At 64.5% G+C, this 16,606-nt stretch carries 15 protein-coding genes; 6 read left to right on the forward strand and 9 right to left on the reverse strand.

Features of this window, described 5'->3' with window-relative positions:
* The first annotated feature begins 12 nt into the window (after nucleotides 1-12).
* Nucleotides 13-1,005 (forward strand): alpha/beta hydrolase, encoded by a 993-nt coding sequence (locus ACFTOW_RS17030; protein WP_379917925.1) that lies wholly within the window; start codon nucleotides 13-15, stop codon nucleotides 1,003-1,005.
* The gene (locus tag ACFTOW_RS17035; RefSeq protein ID WP_379917927.1) at nucleotides 995-1,774 is read left to right on the forward strand and encodes a squalene/phytoene synthase family protein; all 780 of its coding nucleotides are present in this window, start codon (nucleotides 995-997) and stop codon (nucleotides 1,772-1,774) included. The genes ACFTOW_RS17030 and ACFTOW_RS17035 overlap by 11 nt, the downstream gene beginning before the upstream one ends.
* Before the next feature lie 54 nt (nucleotides 1,775-1,828).
* Here the strand turns inward: ACFTOW_RS17035 and ACFTOW_RS17040 are convergent, their stop codons facing one another.
* A complete protein-coding gene (locus tag ACFTOW_RS17040) occupies nucleotides 1,829-2,470 on the reverse strand; it encodes an invasion associated locus B family protein (protein ID WP_379917929.1) in 642 nt (213 codons plus the stop codon).
* A gap of 419 nt (nucleotides 2,471-2,889) precedes the next feature.
* Here ACFTOW_RS17040 and ACFTOW_RS17045 point away from each other — a divergent pair, with 419 nt between their 5' ends.
* The gene (locus ACFTOW_RS17045) at nucleotides 2,890-4,479 is read left to right on the forward strand and encodes a helicase HerA-like domain-containing protein (RefSeq protein ID WP_379917931.1); all 1,590 of its coding nucleotides are present in this window, start codon (nucleotides 2,890-2,892) and stop codon (nucleotides 4,477-4,479) included.
* A gap of 148 nt (nucleotides 4,480-4,627) precedes the next feature.
* The gene (locus tag ACFTOW_RS17050) at nucleotides 4,628-6,286 is read left to right on the forward strand and encodes an ABC transporter substrate-binding protein (RefSeq protein WP_379917933.1); all 1,659 of its coding nucleotides are present in this window, start codon (nucleotides 4,628-4,630) and stop codon (nucleotides 6,284-6,286) included.
* A gap of 57 nt (nucleotides 6,287-6,343) precedes the next feature.
* On the opposite strand, the gene ACFTOW_RS17055 is transcribed toward ACFTOW_RS17050, so the two are convergent.
* The 6 genes from ACFTOW_RS17055 to ACFTOW_RS17080 all read right to left on the reverse strand — a co-directional run bounded on the left by ACFTOW_RS17055 (nucleotide 6,344) and on the right by ACFTOW_RS17080 (nucleotide 12,025).
* Nucleotides 6,344-7,648 carry a branched-chain amino acid ABC transporter permease gene (locus ACFTOW_RS17055; protein ID WP_379917935.1) on the reverse strand — a complete coding sequence of 435 codons (1,305 nt, stop codon included), beginning with the start codon at nucleotides 7,646-7,648 and terminating at the stop codon, nucleotides 6,344-6,346.
* Nucleotides 7,645-8,655: a branched-chain amino acid ABC transporter permease gene (locus tag ACFTOW_RS17060; RefSeq protein WP_379917937.1), complete on the reverse strand. Its 1,011-nt coding sequence runs from the start codon at nucleotides 8,653-8,655 to the stop codon at nucleotides 7,645-7,647. The genes ACFTOW_RS17055 and ACFTOW_RS17060 overlap by 4 nt, the downstream gene beginning before the upstream one ends.
* Before the next feature lie 3 nt (nucleotides 8,656-8,658).
* Nucleotides 8,659-9,486 (reverse strand): ABC transporter ATP-binding protein, encoded by an 828-nt coding sequence (locus tag ACFTOW_RS17065; protein WP_379917939.1) that lies wholly within the window; start codon nucleotides 9,484-9,486, stop codon nucleotides 8,659-8,661.
* A gap of 109 nt (nucleotides 9,487-9,595) precedes the next feature.
* On the reverse strand, nucleotides 9,596-10,387 hold the full coding sequence (locus ACFTOW_RS17070) for an ABC transporter ATP-binding protein (protein ID WP_379917954.1): 792 nt from the start codon (nucleotides 10,385-10,387) through the stop codon (nucleotides 9,596-9,598).
* Nucleotides 10,388-10,482: 95 nt separating this feature from the next.
* Nucleotides 10,483-11,664 (reverse strand): ABC transporter substrate-binding protein, encoded by a 1,182-nt coding sequence (locus ACFTOW_RS17075; RefSeq protein WP_379917941.1) that lies wholly within the window; start codon nucleotides 11,662-11,664, stop codon nucleotides 10,483-10,485.
* A gap of 94 nt (nucleotides 11,665-11,758) precedes the next feature.
* On the reverse strand, nucleotides 11,759-12,025 hold the full coding sequence (locus tag ACFTOW_RS17080; protein ID WP_379917944.1) for a hypothetical protein: 267 nt from the start codon (nucleotides 12,023-12,025) through the stop codon (nucleotides 11,759-11,761).
* A gap of 94 nt (nucleotides 12,026-12,119) precedes the next feature.
* Here ACFTOW_RS17080 and ACFTOW_RS17085 point away from each other — a divergent pair, with 94 nt between their 5' ends.
* A complete protein-coding gene (locus ACFTOW_RS17085) occupies nucleotides 12,120-13,235 on the forward strand; it encodes a PQQ-dependent sugar dehydrogenase (RefSeq protein ID WP_379917946.1) in 1,116 nt (371 codons plus the stop codon).
* Nucleotides 13,236-13,242: 7 nt separating this feature from the next.
* Here the strand turns inward: ACFTOW_RS17085 and ACFTOW_RS17090 are convergent, their stop codons facing one another.
* Complete coding sequence (locus ACFTOW_RS17090) at nucleotides 13,243-14,247, reverse strand: GlxA family transcriptional regulator (protein WP_379917948.1); 1,005 nt, start codon at nucleotides 14,245-14,247, stop codon at nucleotides 13,243-13,245.
* Between the two features lie 163 nt (nucleotides 14,248-14,410).
* Between ACFTOW_RS17090 and ACFTOW_RS17095 the strand changes: the two genes are divergently transcribed.
* Nucleotides 14,411-15,778 (forward strand): class II 3-deoxy-7-phosphoheptulonate synthase, encoded by a 1,368-nt coding sequence (locus tag ACFTOW_RS17095; protein WP_379917950.1) that lies wholly within the window; start codon nucleotides 14,411-14,413, stop codon nucleotides 15,776-15,778.
* A gap of 70 nt (nucleotides 15,779-15,848) precedes the next feature.
* On the opposite strand, the gene ACFTOW_RS17100 is transcribed toward ACFTOW_RS17095, so the two are convergent.
* Nucleotides 15,849-16,472, reverse strand: coding sequence for a PAS domain-containing protein (locus tag ACFTOW_RS17100; protein WP_379917952.1), 624 nt, complete (start codon nucleotides 16,470-16,472; stop codon nucleotides 15,849-15,851).
* Nucleotides 16,473-16,606 lie beyond the last annotated feature (134 nt).

The raw sequence follows: 16,606 nt of genomic DNA on the forward strand, positions 1-16,606 counted from the left end.
GGGGGCGGCCCGATGGTGATCAAGGGTCTGATTTTCGCAGCCATTTCGCTGGCGATCTACCTGTGTATCGCGCTGGGTCTGATCCAGTCGCAACGCCCCGGCCCGGTGCCTGAAAGTGGCGGGCTGGATTTTGCCGGGCTGATTGCCAGTCCCTTTGCCCCGCCGCAGGATGATCCGCGGTTCCGGCGCAGCAGCTATACCGCGCCAGATGGCACCGATCTGCCGATGACGGTGGTGCGCGCGCCCGATGCGTCCGGCCTGCCCATCGTGGTGATGATCCACGGCTCGGGCTGGCACGGGCAGCAGTTCGACCGGCTGGCCTGGCGCTTGCGCGATGTGGCCGAGCTGCGCGCGGTGACCCTGCGCGGGCACGGGGCCGATCCGCAGCGGCGCGGCGACGTGGATCATGTCGGCCAGTTCGAAGATGACCTGACCGCCGGGATCGGCGATGCGGGGGCGCGCAAGGTGGTGCTGCTGGGCCATTCCTCGGGCGGGGGGCTGGTGGTGCGCTTTGCCGGTGGCGCGCATCGCGACATGATCGACGGGGCGATCCTGCTGGCCCCGTTCCTGCACCATGACGCGCCGGTGACGCGGCCGAATTCGGGCGGCTGGGCGCATCCCCTGACACGGCGCATCATTGGCCTGTCGATGCTGAACATGCTGGGCATCCGTGCGCTGGATCACCTGATCATGATCCAGTTCGCCATGCCGGCGCAGGTGCTGGACGGGCCGTTGGGCCACACCGCCACGACCGCCTATAGCTGGCGGTTGAACCAGTCCTATGCCCCGCGCCGCAACTACAAGGCCGATCTGGCTGCGCTGCCGCCCTTTCTGCTGATCGCGGGGGCGCGTGATGAAAGCTTTGACGCCACAGGCTATGAGCCGCTGATCTCTGGCGTCACGGACAAGGGGCGCTATCATGTGGTGCCCGGCGCGGGCCATCTGGATCTGGTCGATGCGCCGGAGACCGAACGATTGATACGGGAGTATCTGCTTGCCCTCTGACGATCTGACAGCCTGCGCGCAAACCGTGGAGCAGGGCGATCCCGACCGGTTTCTGGCCGCCATGGCCGCCCCGCCCGACGCGCGCGAGGTGCTGTTCCCGCTTTACGCGCTGAATGTCGAGGTGGCGCGCGCGCCTTGGGTCACGCAGGAGCCGATGATTGCCGAGATGCGCCTGCAATGGTGGCGCGACGCGCTGGACGAGATCGCGCAGGGCACGACGCCGCGGCGGCATCAGGTGGTGACACCTCTGGCCGGGCTGCTGGACGATCCGGCCTGCGCGGTGCTGGACCGGCTGGTGCTGGCGCGGCGCTGGGATATTCACAAGGACCCGTTCGCGGATGCGGCGGCCTTTGATGCCTTTCTGGATGACACGGCGGGTGGCCTGATCTGGGTCGCCGCGCGGGCGCTGGGGGCGCCGGACGCGGCGGAACCTGCCCTGCGCGACATCGGCTATGCGCAGGGGCTGGCGGCGTGGTTCCGGGCCATTCCGGCGCTGGAACAGACCGGGCGCATGCCGCTGGTCGATGGCCGACCGCAGGCGGTGGCCGATCTGGCGCGTCACGGGCTGGCCCGGCTGGAGCGCGGGCGTGCGGGGCAGGGCGCTGTGCCACCAAAGGCGCGGCCGGCGGTGCTGCCCGCATGGTCGGCGGCGGCGGTGCTGAAACGGGTGGCGCGTGATCCGGGGCTTGTGGCACAGGGCAAGGCCGACATTTCACCGGGCGGCGCGCGCCTGCGCCTGATGCTGGCCGCCGCGCGTGGGCGGATATGAAAAAGGCCCGGACGCGCATGCATCCGGGCCTTGAGTGTCACACCAAGTTGGTGATCAGTTCGGCATCACCGTCGCCTTGTCGAACGCGGCGGTGAACCCCTTGAGCGACATGTTCAGATTGATCGGCTCATCCGGTGCCACGAAGGGCGTGATGCTGACCGTGGCCGTGAACCCGCGCTTGAAGGCGGCGATTTCCTCGGCGGTAAAGCCGATGCGCGCGTAGCAGCCCAACTGGTCACAGACCGCGAAAGGATAGCGTTTCGCCTGTCCCTGATCCACGCGGATGGTTACCTGCGCTGTCAACAGGGTTTCCAGCGGTACGGCGATCAGGGCACCGCCTGCGGCGCGCTGGCCTTCGGGCAGCTTGAAGATGCGCACATTCGAGACAAGGTTGTCGTTTTCGTCATTCAGCGACTGGAACAACTGGCAGGGCTCTTCCTCGCCCTCGGGCATGCGGATGCACTCCATCGCCCAATCCTCGACCATCTCTTTCAGGTAAGGCGTGCCCGGGGCATTCGGGTCTGTCTCTTCCTCGCCCATCGAAAGCTCCCCAAGCTGAGGGGCAGTCGCGCCGCCGACATCGGACTGGCTGTCGAGCGTGGGTTCCGCGGCGGGTTCGGTGGTGTCCTGGGCCTGCACGGACAAGGGTGCGGACAGCAGCGCAAGAATCGAAAGGCTGTAAAGAAGTCTGGGCATGGGTTCCCCGTTTCATGTCACGTAAATCTGGGATGCGGCTTACCATGGGGCGCGTGCCTTGTCAGGGGAGAAATCACAACGCGGCAAGAGCGGCACGCAAGATTTCGCCATCAATCGCGCCATGTTCACAGACAGAAAAAGGAGCCATTACAGCCCCTTTTCCATCGTTTCTTGCTCCCCGTCGGACTGGCCGACTTAGTATTGTTACGGACGCTAGGCTGTTTCTTACGTCCGGTCAACAGTGGCGTATTCACATTTTTCATCTGTCAAGGGGGCGCGCCTCCAAAGGTCGAACATGTGATCAAAAAAGCCGCATCCCGAAGGATGCGGCCAGTCTGACAGGGAGGAAGTCAGCCCGCGCCCCAGAGGACATGTGACAACGGGCTGAATTCAGACTGGCATGGATAGGTTAAGATTGTATGGTCTGCCGCGTACGGTGGCAGCAACGGGGACGGCAGGGTGAGCAACGGTATCTTTATCGGTGGGGCGGCGAGGATTACGCCGAAAAACAGTATCTTTCGCTGGGCTATGCCAACCGGCACGGATTGATCGCCGGGGCCACCGGCACGGGCAAGACCGTGACGTTGCAAATTCTGGCCGAAGGGTTCTCGGCTGCCGGGGTTCCGGTGATCCTGTCGGACGTCAAGGGCGATCTGTCGGGCCTTGCCGTATCCGGCGATCCGGGCGGCAAGCTGCATCAGCCCTTTACCGAGCGCAATGCCAGGATCGGCTTTGATACCTTTGACTACGACCGCTTTCCTGTCACCTTCTGGGATCTGTTCGGCCAGCAGGGGCACCCGGTGCGCACCACGGTTGCCGAGATGGGGCCGCTGCTGCTGTCGCGCCTGCTGGAACTGTCCGAGGCGCAGGAGGGAATCCTGAACATCGCCTTCCGGCTTGCGGACGAGCAGGGCATGCCGCTTCTGGATCTCAAGGACCTGCAGGCGCTGCTGGTCTGGGTCGGGCAGAGCCGGGCCGATCTTTCGCTGCGCTACGGCAATATCTCGGTCCAGTCGGTGGGCGCGATCCAGCGTCGTCTGTTGGTGCTGGAAAATCAGGGCGGCGCGGACTTCTTTGGCGAACCGGCGCTGGATCTGGCCGATCTGATGCGGTTCGACGCCGAAGGCCGCGGCATGATCAATATCCTCGCCGCTGACCGGCTGATGCACAGCCCGCGCCTGTATGCGACCTTTCTGTTGTGGCTGTTGTCGGAACTGTTCGAAAGCCTGCCCGAGGTGGGCGACCCCGAGAAACCGAAACTGGTGTTCTTTTTCGACGAGGCGCATCTGCTGTTTGATGACGCGCCCAAGGCATTGGTGGACAAGGTCGAACAGGTGGCGCGCCTGATCCGGTCCAAGGGTGTGGGCGTGTATTTCGTGACGCAGAATCCGGCGGATGTGCCCGAGGATGTTCTTGGCCAGCTGGGCAACCGGGTGCAGCATGCGCTGCGCGCCTTTACCGCGCGCGATCGCAGGGCGCTGCGTCTGGCGGCGGAAACCTATCGCGACAATCCCCGCTTCGATACAGAACAGGCGATCCTGCAGGTCGGCGTGGGCGAGGCGGTGACATCCATGTTGCAGAAAAAAGGCGTGCCCGGCGTGGTGGAACGCACGCTGATCCGGCCGCCGTCGTCGCAACTGGGGCCGATCACGGGCGCGCAGCGGCGTGCGGTGATCGACGGCAGTGGCCTGGGCGGCAAGTACGATCTGCGGATCGACCGCGAGTCAGCCTATGAAATCCTGGCCCGCCGCGCCGCCGAGGCCGCGATTGCCGCCGAAGAGGCGGAGGCGGCGGAAGAGGCCAAGGATATGAAACAGCGCGAATTCACCGCCGCGCGCCGATACAGTGCCGACAGGGTCGGTCGCTCGACCAGCCGCAGCATCCGCAGCAACAGTCGTGGCGATACGGTGACCGAGGCGCTTGGCAAGGCGCTTGTCAGGGAACTGAGCGGGACTACCGGCAAACGCATCGTGCGCGGTGTTCTGGGCGGGTTGTTCCGGTCGCGTTAGGCCACGTCCGGTTGGACTCGGGAAGGTTCTGCGCTACCTGCTTGAGGGTACGCGCCACGCCCGCGACTTCTGGGCCACAATAAATGGACGCGCGTGCCATTTGTGCCCCAGTGCACGCATTCCCGCAAAAAACCGAGAGACGTTGATCATGCAAAGTGCAGCCGCACCAGATATACATCCCGCCGCCAAAGCCTATGCCGCCGAGGTGGCCGCAGGCACCCTGTCGCGCCGCGAGTTCCTGACCCGCGCCACCGCTCTTGGCGTCACCGCCTCTGCCGCATATGCGCTGATCGGCTCTGCGCAGCCCGTGCAGGCCGCCACGGACATGCAGGAGGGTGGCACCCTGCGCATCGAAAGCACGGTTCTGGCGTTGAAGGACCCGCGCACCTATGATTGGCCGCAGATGTCCAATTATACCCGCGGCTGGCTGGAATATCTGGTCGAGTACAATCGCGACGGGTCGTTCCGCGGTATCCTGCTGGAAAGCTGGTCGGTGAACGAGGACGCCACGGAATACACACTGAATGTCCGCCCCGATGTGACGTGGAACAACGGCGATGCGTTCACCGCGCAGGACGTGGCGTTCAATATCGAACGCTGGTGCGACGCCACGGTCGAGGGCAATTCGATGGCCTCGCGCATGGGCGCGATGGTCGATCCCGAAACGCGTCAGGCCCGCGGCGATGCGATCACGGTCGTCGATGACCTGACCGTGCGGTTGACCCTGCCCAGCCCGGACATCACGCTGATCGCCGGGTTCTCGGATTACCCGGCGGCGGTGGTGCACCAGTCGTTCACCGGCGACCCGCTGGAAAACCCCATCGGCACCGGGCCTTACCTGCCCGAGGATTTCAGCGTCGGGGTGAAATCGGTTCTGGTCCGCAACACCGAGCATGACTGGTGGGGCAAGGGCGTGATCGGGCAGGCGGCTCTGGACCGCATCGAATATATCGACTTTGGCACCGATCAGGCCTCGGTCGTGGCTGCCGCCGATGCCGACGAGGTCGATATGGTGTACGAGTCCCTGGACGACTTCATCGAGATCATGGATGGCCTGGGCTGGACCAAGTCCGAGACCGTCACCGCCAACACGCTGGTCATCCGCGCCAACCAGAATGCCGAGATTGACGGCCAGACGCCCTATGCCGATGCGCGGGTGCGCCGTGCGCTGGCGATGGCTGTGGATAACGCGCTGTGTCTGGAACTGGGCTATGCCGGGCGCGGGACGGTGGCCGAAAACCATCATGTCTGCCCGATCCATCCCGAATATGCCGATATCGGCGCGGCCGCCCATGATCCAGAAGGCGCGATGGCGTTGATGCAAGAGGCCGGGATGGCCGATTTCGAGCACGAGCTGATCTCGATCGACGACACGTGGCGGCGCAACACCAGCGATGCGGCGGCGGCGCAGCTGCGCGACGCGGGCATCAACGTGCGGCGCACGGTGCTGCCCGGCGCGACCTTCTGGAACGACTGGACAAAATACGCCTTTTCGACCACTGACTGGGCGCAGCGCCCGCTGGGAGTGCAGGTTCTGGCACTGGCCTATCGTTCCGGCGAGACATGGAACGAAAGCGGCTTTTCCAATGCCGATTTCGATTCCGAACTGTCACGCGCACTGGCGATTGCCGATGCGGACGAGCGGCGCGAAAGCATGGCCAAACTGGAGCAGATCCTGCGCGACGAGGGCGTCGTGATCCAGCCCTACTGGCGCTCGACCTTCCGCCATTACAAGGACACCGTGATCGGAGCCGAACAGCACCCGACCTTTGAAATCCACGTCTACAAGCTGGGCCTCAGGGCGTAAGGCATTTGCCATAGGCCTAGTAAGGGGGCGGGCGTCACAAAGCGCCCGCCCTTTCTGTCACCGTTCGGGCAGCAGACCCCGAGGCGAGAAGCGCAGCACCAGCAGCAGGATCACCCCCATGGTGAACAGCCGCATGTGCGCGGCGCCTTCCAGCAGGTGCCCGCGCAGCCAGGCATCCTGCGGCATGCCGCTGGTGATGGTCTGCATCAGCCACAGGCCCACGGGTTCCACCTGTACCCACAGGAACCAGATGATGAACCCGCCCAGCACAGCGCCCAGATTGTTGCCTGATCCGCCGACGATCACCATCACCCAGACCAGAAAGGTAAAGCGCAGCGGCTGATAGGTTGTGGGCACAAGCTGACCGTCCAGCGTGGTCATCATCGCGCCCGCGATGCCGCAGATGGCCGACCCCAGCACGAAGATCTGCAGGTGCCGCGCGGTCACGTCCTTGCCCATCGCCTCGGCCGCGACCTCGTTGTCGCGGATGGCGCGCATCATCCGGCCCCACGGGCTGTGCAGCGCGCGCTGCGCCAGGATCAGCAGGATAACCAGCACCACCGCAAACATCGCCGCATAGCCAAGTTTGACGTAGAGGGTCGAGGCGGTCACCACGTCGATGCCCAGACTTGTGGCCCGTTCGACAAAGGCCGGATCGGTCTGCAGGTCGATCTCACGCGGGACGGGGCGGGGCAGGCCGTTGACGTTCTTGACGCCGCGGGTCAGCCATTCCTCGTTCTTGAGAACGGCGATAACGATTTCCGCGATTCCCAACGTGGCGATCGCCAGATAGTCGCTGCGCAGCCCAAGGGCGGTCTTGCCTATGATCCATGCCGCCCCGGCAGCCAGCAGCCCGCCCACCGGCCAGGCCAGCAGCACCGGCAGGCCCAGCCCGCCCAGGTATCCCGTGGCGGCTGCATCTATGCTTTCGATGGCCTGCGTGCCGCCGTCAAACACCCATCGGAACAGGAAAAACCCGCCCACCAGAACCACCAGCGTTGCCAGCGCCCGGTATCGGCCCGGTGCCATCGCGCGCCGCATCAGGATCGTGCCCACGATGGTCGCCGCCCCCAGCGCCAGCCCCAGCAGCACGCGGACCCCACCGGCGGCCCAGGCCTCGGTCGTGGGCGGCATCGAGATGATCACGGTGGCCAGACCCCCAAGCGCCACGAACCCCATGACACCGACGTTGAACAGCCCCGCAAAACCCCATTGCAGGTTCACCCCCAGCGCCATGACCGCGCTGATCAGTCCGAAGTTCAGGATCAGCAGCGCCGAGTTCCAGCTTTGCACCACGCCCGTGCCGATAATCAGCACGGCGACAAGGATGAACAGCGCAGTGGCTCTGACCGTATCGCTCATACCGACTTCCCCTTGAACAGACCTGTGGGTTTGAACAGCAGCACGATCAGCAGGATCGCGAAGCTGACGGCAAATTTGTAATCCGTGCTCAGCAGTTGCACGAGTCCCGAAGGCGCCATCGAGTCAGGCAGCGCATAGGTCAGGACCTTTTTCCACGCGTAGGTGACGAAGACTTCGGAAAAGGCGATCACGAACCCGCCTGCGATGGCGCCCACCGGGCTGCCCAGCCCGCCGACGATGGCGGCGGCAAAGATCGGCAGCAGAAGCTGGAAATAGGTGAAGGCCTTGAACGACTTGTCCAGACCGTAAAGCACGCCCGCGACGGTCGCCAGCGTCGCCACGATCAGCCAGGTCACCATCACCACGCGTTCGGGGTTGATGCCCGACAGCAGCGCCAGATCCTCGTTGTCGGAATAGGCGCGCATGGATTTGCCGGTGCGGGTGCGGTTCAGGAACCAGAACAGGATCGCAACCACGATCACGGCGGTGATCACCGTGATGCCCTGTGTTGTCCGGATCGCCAACCCCTCGGCCAGCCCTGTCATCTCGCGGAACTGGGGCACGGTGATGATGAACCTCTCGCCATCGGCAAAACGGTAGTCATCCGGCCCGATGATGAACCGCACCAGCCCGTTGAAGATGAACATCACCCCAAGGCTGGCCATCACCAGGATGATCGGCTTGGCCTTCACCTCGCGGTAGAATTTGTAGACTGTGCGATCCGTGGCCAGCACCGCCAGCATGCAGACGCCTATTCCCACGGGCAGGGCCAGAAGGGCGGTGGGCAGCGGCCCGAAACTGACGCCGGCCGATTGCAGCACCCAGGTGAACAGGATCGTCGCCATGGTGCCAAAGGCCATGGTATCGCCATGGGCAAAGTTGGAAAACCGCAGGATGCCGTAGATCAGCGTGACGCCCAAGGCCCCCAGCGCCAGCTGCGCGCCATAGGCGATGGCGGGGATCAGCACGAAATTCGACAGCGTCACGATTGCGTTCAGCAGATCCATGCCTCAGCCCCCCAGGAACGATTTGCGCACTTCGGGATCGGCCAGCAACTGCTGACCCGTCCCGGTAAAGGCATTGGCCCCCTGCACCAGAACATAGCCCTTGTCGGCAATCTCCAGCGCCTGGCGGGCGTTCTGTTCGACCATCAGGATCGGCAGGCCGGTGCGGCTGACCTCGATGATGCGGTCGAACAATTCGTCCATCACGATGGGGCTGACCCCGGCGGTGGGTTCGTCCAGCATCAGCACCTTGGGCTTGGTCATCAGGGCGCGGCCCACGGCGACCTGCTGGCGCTGCCCGCCCGACAGCTCGCCTGCGGGCTGCCGCCGCTTGTCGCGCAGGATCGGGAACAGGTCATACACCTGCTCCATCGTGGTGCGGATGTCGTCCTCGCGGATGAAGGCCCCCATTTCCAGGTTCTCCGCAACCGTCAGCGAGGTGAATATGTTGTTGTTCTGCGGCACGAAACCCATGCCCTTCTTCACCCGGTCCTGCGGGTTGAGCGCGGTGATATCCTCGCCATCCAGCAGAACGCGGCCCTTGCGCACGTCCAGCATCCCGAACACGGCCTTCATCGCGGTCGATTTGCCCGCACCGTTCGGCCCGACGATCACCGCGATCTCGCCCGCGTTCACCGCGATGGTGCACTCATGCAGGATGTCGGGTCCCTTGCCATAGCCGCCGGTCATCGCCTCGCCGATCAGAAACGGGGTCTCGCCCTCGACCGGCAGGGCCGATCCACCCTTGCGATAGGGGATCTCACCCACGCCATGCGCCTTGGTGATCGAACGGTCTCGGCCGCCGCGGGTGTCCTGATACGGGTTGTCGCCCATCACATGTCCCTGCCTTCATCTTGCCGGATAAACTCCGGGGGTTTGGGGGCCGCGCCCCCAACGTACCAAATCTGTGTGCCGCAGGCACGCGATCGGATCACGCCACCGGTCACGCGCCGGTGGTCTCAAGCTGATCCTTGTTCTTCAGGCCGGTGCCCAGATAGGCCTCGATCACCTGTTCGTTGGCCTTGATCTCGTCCAGCGACCCCTCGGCCAGCACCTTGCCCTCGGCCATGCAGATGACCGGGTCGCAGATCTTGCCGATGAAATCCATGTCATGTTCGATCACGACAAAGGTGTAGTTGCGCTCGCGGTTCAGTTTCAGGATCGCATCGCCGATAGTGTTCAGCAGGGTGCGGTTCACGCCCGCGCCCACCTCGTCCAGAAACACGATCTTGGCATCGACCATCATGGTGCGGCCAAGCTCGAGCAGTTTCTTCTGCCCGCCTGAAACCTGCCCGGCCTTTTCATCGGCCAGATGTTCGATGGTCAGGAATTCCAGCACCTCGTCGGCCTTGGCGCGCAGCGCGCGTTCCTCCTCGGCGATGCGCTTGCGGCTGAACCAGGTGTCCCACAGCCGCTCGCCTGCCTGACCGCCGGGCACCATCATCAGGTTCTCGCGACATGACATCGAGTGGAACTCGTGCGCGATCTGGAAGGTGCGCAGCAACCCCTTGTGGAACAATTCATGCGGGGGCAGGCCGGTGATATCCTCGCCCTGCATCGTCACCCGCCCCGAGGTGGGGGGCAGCACGCCGGCAATGACGTTGAACAGCGTGGTCTTGCCCGCACCGTTGGGGCCGATCAGCCCGGTGATCGTGCCCGCGCCGATGTTCAGCGAGGCGCCGTCAACGGCGTGAAAGCCGCCGAAATGCTTGTGGACGTCCTCGACGACGATCATCTGATCCATGGTATCCCCGTTTTCTGGATGCGATCGCATACAGCAATGCCGCACCCCGGTCCAGCCGGGATGCGGCACATTACTTTGCGGAACGCTTACCGGTAGCCGACGGTGGCGAACTTGCCATCCTTGATCTCGACCACGCGGTAGCTGCCCGCGGCCTCGCCCGAGCCGATCAGCTCGATGCCGGTGGCGCCCACCAAATCGACCTCACCGCCATTGGCCAGGATTTCCAGAGCCTTGCCAAGCTCACCGGGCAGGATCGGCTCGCCGGGGGCGTTGGCCACGGCCATCACGCTGTCCTTGTAGACATTGGGATCGGTCGATCCCGACGCCTGCATCGCCAGCAGCATCAGGGCCACCGCGTCATAGCCTTCGGCGGTGTAGGGCGAGGCGGAATCGAACTTGTCCTTGCCCATTTCCTGAAAGATCGCCGTGCCTTCGCTGTCGCTGCCGGGCGCCTGACCTTTCGATCCTTCGATCTCGGTGCCGAACGCGTTGGACAGCGATTCACCGACCATGCCGTCGGGCAGGTGGAAGCGATCGAACGCGCCGGTATCCAGCGATGCACGGATGATGCCGGCACCGCCCTGGTCCAGATAGCCCGCGACCACCAGTACCTCGCCACCGGCCGAGGCCAGCGACCCGACTTCGGACGAGTAATCGGCCTTGCCATCCTCGTGCGAGGCCTGGATCGTCACCTCGCCGCCCTTTTCTTCGAAGGCGGCGGCAAACGCATCGGCCAGACCCTTGCCATAGTCGTTGTTGGTATAGGTCAGCGCCACCGAGGTCACGCCATCCTCGATCAGGATGTCGGCCATCACCTCGCCCTGACGGGCATCCGACGGGGCCGTGCGGAAGAACAGGCCGTTGTCATCGGCATTGCTGAGGGCCGGGCTGGTGGCCGAGGGCGAGATCATCACGATGCCGTTTGGCACGGCCACGTTGGCCAGGATCGCGCCGGTCACACCGGAACAGGTGCCGCCGATGATCCCCTTGACCCCGTCCGAGGTGATCGCGCGCTCGGCGGCGGCGGTGCCGGCCGAGGCGTCGATGCATGTGCTGTCACCGCGCACGGGCACGACGGTCATGCCGTCCATGAAATTGCCGCTGGCGTTCACTTCGTCGATCGCCATTTCCATCGCGGCGGCCATCGGCCCCACCAGCGATTCCGTCGGCCCGGTGAAGCCTTGCAGGATGCCGATCTTGACCTCTTCGGCGGCGGCACCGGATGCCATCAGCGCCATCGTGGCGGTCGCTGTCAGAAATTTCTTCATTGTCATACTCCCCTTGGTTGGCCGGTCATGGTGTCCATGCCCGGATAAATCGCAGCCTCCGCAGGATGTCCCCCGCAGCGGTTTGCCGTCTTGGTCAGGTCTTGTTGCGAACGGGTCCGACTCGGCGCGTGTCTGCACGCACCGGAACAAGCACATGACATCGGTGCGGCAGCACCGCCTGCGCAAGTGCGTTTTTGACTGCCCCGGTCAGCGTCGCCATTTTGCTGGCGATCTTCCGGATGCGGCCTGCGACAGGGTTTGCCCCGGTCGATATGTTCATTGTCGACTCCCGTTGGAACCAGGTCCGGTTCGAAGCGTATTGCGCCGGAATTGAAAAGAAAAGAGTTTTCGGCAGGAACACGCCGCCCGGGCCTGCGCAGGGCCGATCGGGGGTTGTCCGGAGCGTTGGCAGAGCCATCATTCGCGGTTGATGCACCTGTTGACAGGAGACTCAGATGTTACGCGCCGCAGTTCTTGCCGCCACGTTTGCCCTTGGCCCCGGGCTGGCACAGCCGGTCACCGCCCAGACCCTGAACAGCAGCAGCGGCCCCATCGCGGTCGACCTGGTGGCCGACGGGTTTTCCGGTGCGTGGTCGCTGGGGTTCTTGCCGGATGGCGGCGTGCTGGTGACCGAAAAGGCCGGCGCGTTGTGGTATCTGCGCCAGGATGGCAGCCGCGATCAGGTGGGCGGTCTGCCCGGCGACATCGTGGAAATCGGGCAGGGTGGTCTGCTTGACGTGTTGATCCCGCGCGATTTCGCGCAATCGCGGCAGGTGTTCCTGTCGCATGCCACGCGGCAGGGGCGCGGGGCAGGCACCGGCATCAGCGCCGGGCGATTGTCGGATGACGGCACAAGGCTGGAGGATGTCCAGCGCCTGTTCGTGATGGCGCCGGGCAGCAGCGGGGGACGGCATTTCGGCGGACGGATGGTCGAGGGGCCCGAGGGGCACATATTCCTGACCATCGGCGATCGCGGCGACCGCCCGGCGGCGCAGGACGTCAGCAACCATATCGGCACCGTGATCCGCATCAACCGCGATGGCAGCGTGCCCGCCGACAATCCACTGGTCGGACGCGACGGCGCGCAGCCCGAAATCTGGTCCTGGGGCCATCGTAACCCGCAGGGTCTGACGCTGGATGCGCAGGGCCGGATCTGGACCAATGCCCACGGCGCGCGGGGCGGGGACGAGGTGAACCATGTCCGCAAGGGTCGCAACTATGGCTGGCCGGTGATCTCGTATGGCCGCCATTATTCCGGTGCCAAGATCGGCGAAGGCACGGCCAAGGAAGGGATGGAGCAGCCCGCGTTCTACTGGGATCCCTCCATCGCGCCTTCGGGGTTGGTGATCTATTCCGGCACGCTGTGGCCGGAATGGCGCGGCGATTTCCTGAACGGGTCGCTGAAATTCGATCTGATCAGCCGCCTGTCGGGCGATCCGCTGCAAGAGGTCGAACGGATCGAGGGCGACGCCACGTCGCGCGTGCGCGACCTGCGCGAGGCCCCGGACGGGTCGATCTGGATGATATCCGAAGGCAATGGCGCGATCTATCGCCTGACCCCCGGCGATTGATCGCGGATCAGATCGACAGCCGCGCACCCTGGCTGCCCCGTTCGCGGTAGGGTGTGGTGTTGTAATGCGCGCGGTAGCATTTCGAAAAATGCGACGGGCTGGCAAATCCGCAGGCCAGCGCCACGTTGATCACGCTCATATCCGTCTGCATCAGCAGGTTGCGGGCCTTGGACAGGCGCAGTTCCATGTAATACCGCTTGGGGCTGCGGTTCAGGTAGCGGCGGAACAGCCGTTCAAGCTGCCGTGTCGACATGCCGACGTCCTTGGCCAGCGATGACGGGCTGATCGGCTCTTCTATGTTCTGCTCCATCTTCTGGATCACCTGGCTCAGCTTGGGGTGGCGCACGCCGATGCGGGTGGGCACCGAAAGCCGCTGGGTGTCCTGATCGGTGCGGATCGAGGAATAGATCTGCTGATCCGCGACCAGGTTGGCGATCTCCTCGCCATGGTCATCGGCCACGATCTTGAGCATCAGGTCGATCGACGAGGTGCCGCCTGCGGTGGTCATCCGGTTGCCGTCGATCACGAAAACCGACTTGGTCAGGGTCACGTCCTCGAATTCTTCGGCGAAACTGTCCTGGTTTTCCCAATGGATCGTCGCGCGCTTGCCATCCAGCACCCCGGCCCGCGCCAGCGTGTAGGACGCGGTGCACAGCCCGCCAAGTTTCAGCCCCTTGCGCGCCTCGCGCCTGATCCAGCTGAGCAGACGCTTGGTCGTGGCGCTTTGCACATCCATCCCGCCGCAGATCAGCACAGTGTCGTCGCGCGTCAACTCGATCAGGTCGGCATCCAGCCTGAATTCGGTGCCGGCAGAACAGCGCGCCGTTTCACCACCCTCGCCGATCAGCACCCACTCATAGGCGGGCTGACCGATCATGCGGTTGGCAATGCGCAGACATTCCAGCGCCGAGGCAAAGCTGAGCAGGGTGAACCTGTCCAGCAATACGAAGACGAACCGCCTTGTCTTGACGGGCTGTGTCGGCACAGGTGTGGAAGGTGTCGTTTTTGTCATTTTGGGTCCGAAACGCGCTAATCCCCAAGCTTGAGCAGCTTTGACATTGCGGATCAAGGGGCTGGCGGCAAATCCGTGTCGCTTTGGGCAATTCTGTTATGGTCAGGCGGGCGTCGCTTTTGTATACCGACCTTCAAACCCAGATGTCGCACGGAGACCGGACATGAGCGAGTGGCAAAAGACCGATTGGCGCAAAAAGCCCAGGGTTCAGATGCCCGACTATGCGGATCAGGACAATCTGGCCAGTGTTGAAGGGCAGTTGGCGCAGTATCCGCCGCTGGTGTTCGCCGGCGAGGCGCGCAAGCTGAAAACCGCACTGGGGGCCGCTGCACGCGGCGAGGCGTTCCTGCTGCAGGGTGGCGATTGCGCCGAGGCGTTCGACCAGTTCAGCGCCAATGCGATCCGCGACACGTTCAAGGTGATGCTGCAGATGGCGATGGTGCTGACCTACGGGGCCAAGGTTCCGGTGGTCAAGGTGGGCCGCATGGCCGGGCAATTCGCCAAGCCGCGCAGCGCGCCGACCGAGGTCGTGGATGGCGTGGAACTGCCCAGCTATCGCGGCGACATCATCAACGAGTTGGCCTTTACCCCCGAGGGGCGCACCCCTGACCCCAGAAAGATGTTGCAGGCCTATACCCAGGCGGCGGCCACGCTGAACCTGCTGCGCGCCTTCTCGACCGGGGGCTATGCCGATATCCATCAGGTGCACCAGTGGACGCTTGGGTTCACCGAGGGCGAGAAGGCCGCGAAATACCGCGACATGGCCAACCGTATCAGCGACACGCTGGATTTCATGACGGCGGCGGGCATCACCAGCACCACCAACCACGCCATGACCACGGTGGATTTCTACACCAGCCACGAGGCGCTGCTGCTGGAGTACGAAGAGGCGCTGTGCCGTCTGGACACGACCAGTGGCAAATGGCTGGCCGGGTCGGGGCACATGGTCTGGATCGGGGATCGCACGCGCCAGCCCGATGGCGCGCATGTGGAGTTTGCCCGCGGCGTCCTGAACCCCATCGGGTTGAAATGCGGCCCGTCAATGACGGCCGAGGATCTGAAGGTGCTGCTGGCAAAGCTGAACTCCGGAAACGAGTCCGGCCGGCTGTCGCTGATCGCGCGGTTCGGCGCGGGCAAGGTGGCCGAGCATCTGCCGCGCCTGATCGACACCGTGCGCAGCGAAGGCGCCAATGTGGTCTGGGTCTGCGATCCGATGCATGGCAACACGATCAAATCGGCCAGCGGGTTCAAGACCCGGCCCTTTGATCTGGTGCTGCGCGAGGTGCAGGAGTTTTTTGCCGTGCACCGCGATCAGGGCACGATCCCCGGCGGCGTGCATTTCGAGATGACGGGGCAGGATGTGACCGAATGCACCGGCGGCGTGCGCGCGGTGACCGAGGAAGACCTGTCCGACCGCTATCACACGGCCTGCGATCCGCGCCTGAACGCCAGTCAGGCCCTGGAACTGGCCTTTCTGGTGGCCGAGGAACTGTCGTCACTGCGCGATGCGCGGGCCGTGGCTGCGGGCTGATCCGGGTATCGGCAAGCGTGGCAAAAAAAGGCGCTTTTCAGCGCCCTTTTTCTTGAGCCGGATTTCCGGATCAGTCTGATTTCACCAGCCGCAGATGCGGTGTGAAAACCTTTGGTGGGTCGGCCATGCCGGGGGCGGGCTGTGTCACGCGACGCGCGGCCAGCGGGGCGGTTGTGGTGTCGGTGATTCCAAACCGCCGCGGAGCGCGGCCGATCACGCCGTCGCTGATCAGGCATCCCAGGGCGCGGCTGATTTCATTCCCGTCGCCGCGCAGCGGCAGCAGCAGCAGGCGCGCGGTCAGATCGGGCTGGCCGATGGCCCCCGGGCTGCGCAGGGTCAGCCGGCAGATGGCGGTGCGATCGAAAAGCGCGCGCAGGGTGTCGCCAAAGGCCGCCCGTGCCTCGGGCGCGATCAGTGATGACACGGGCATGCCGCGCACCTCCATCCCCAGCAGGTCCGACAGGTGATGGCCGCCGACGCGAATCCGCGCCTCGGTCGGGGTGATGCGTTCGGCCACGAAGGCGTGTTCCAGCGCCGCCTCGATCCCGCGCGGGTCGATCTGGGCGCGGGCGGGCGGCTGGCCGTCGCGAAAGAGCGCGGTCCAATACGCCTCGACCTGGGCAAGGCGGGACCGGCCGGCCACGGGCGTGGCACTGGCCGCGAGCGTCAGGCGGGGTGTGAGCTGGTCTGTCATCTGTGCCTCTGCCTCTGCGACTGTGGTGCGCCGGTTTCGTTAATCTTGACTAAAGCTAGTCACCTGAATCTGAAGTTCCTGCCAGTGTTTTCTGGCAGAACCTTTTGACGGAGGCGAGGATTTCGTCGGCGGAC

Source organism: Lacimonas salitolerans (assembly GCF_042677865.1).
GTDB classification, from domain to species: Bacteria; Pseudomonadota; Alphaproteobacteria; order Rhodobacterales; family Rhodobacteraceae; genus Lutimaribacter; species Lutimaribacter salitolerans.

Excerpts from the sequence above, each read along its gene's own strand:
- ACFTOW_RS17030 (WP_379917925.1), top strand. The coding sequence starts at position 13 with ATGGTGATCAAGGGTCTGATTTTCGCAGCCATTTCGCTGGCGATCTAC.
- ACFTOW_RS17040 (WP_379917929.1), bottom strand. The coding sequence starts at position 2,470 with ATGCCCAGACTTCTTTACAGCCTTTCGATTCTTGCGCTGCTGTCCGCA.
- ACFTOW_RS17045 (WP_379917931.1), top strand. The coding sequence starts at position 2,890 with ATGGTCTGCCGCGTACGGTGGCAGCAACGGGGACGGCAGGGTGAGCAA.
- ACFTOW_RS17050 (WP_379917933.1), top strand. The coding sequence starts at position 4,628 with ATGCAAAGTGCAGCCGCACCAGATATACATCCCGCCGCCAAAGCCTAT.
- ACFTOW_RS17055 (WP_379917935.1), bottom strand. The coding sequence starts at position 7,648 with ATGAGCGATACGGTCAGAGCCACTGCGCTGTTCATCCTTGTCGCCGTG.
- ACFTOW_RS17060 (WP_379917937.1), bottom strand. The coding sequence starts at position 8,655 with ATGGATCTGCTGAACGCAATCGTGACGCTGTCGAATTTCGTGCTGATC.
- ACFTOW_RS17065 (WP_379917939.1), bottom strand. The coding sequence starts at position 9,486 with ATGGGCGACAACCCGTATCAGGACACCCGCGGCGGCCGAGACCGTTCG.
- ACFTOW_RS17070 (WP_379917954.1), bottom strand. The coding sequence starts at position 10,387 with ATGATCGTCGTCGAGGACGTCCACAAGCATTTCGGCGGCTTTCACGCC.
- ACFTOW_RS17075 (WP_379917941.1), bottom strand. The coding sequence starts at position 11,664 with ATGAAGAAATTTCTGACAGCGACCGCCACGATGGCGCTGATGGCATCC.
- ACFTOW_RS17085 (WP_379917946.1), top strand. The coding sequence starts at position 12,120 with ATGTTACGCGCCGCAGTTCTTGCCGCCACGTTTGCCCTTGGCCCCGGG.
- ACFTOW_RS17090 (WP_379917948.1), bottom strand. The coding sequence starts at position 14,247 with ATGACAAAAACGACACCTTCCACACCTGTGCCGACACAGCCCGTCAAG.
- ACFTOW_RS17095 (WP_379917950.1), top strand. The coding sequence starts at position 14,411 with ATGAGCGAGTGGCAAAAGACCGATTGGCGCAAAAAGCCCAGGGTTCAG.
- ACFTOW_RS17100 (WP_379917952.1), bottom strand. The coding sequence starts at position 16,472 with ATGACAGACCAGCTCACACCCCGCCTGACGCTCGCGGCCAGTGCCACG.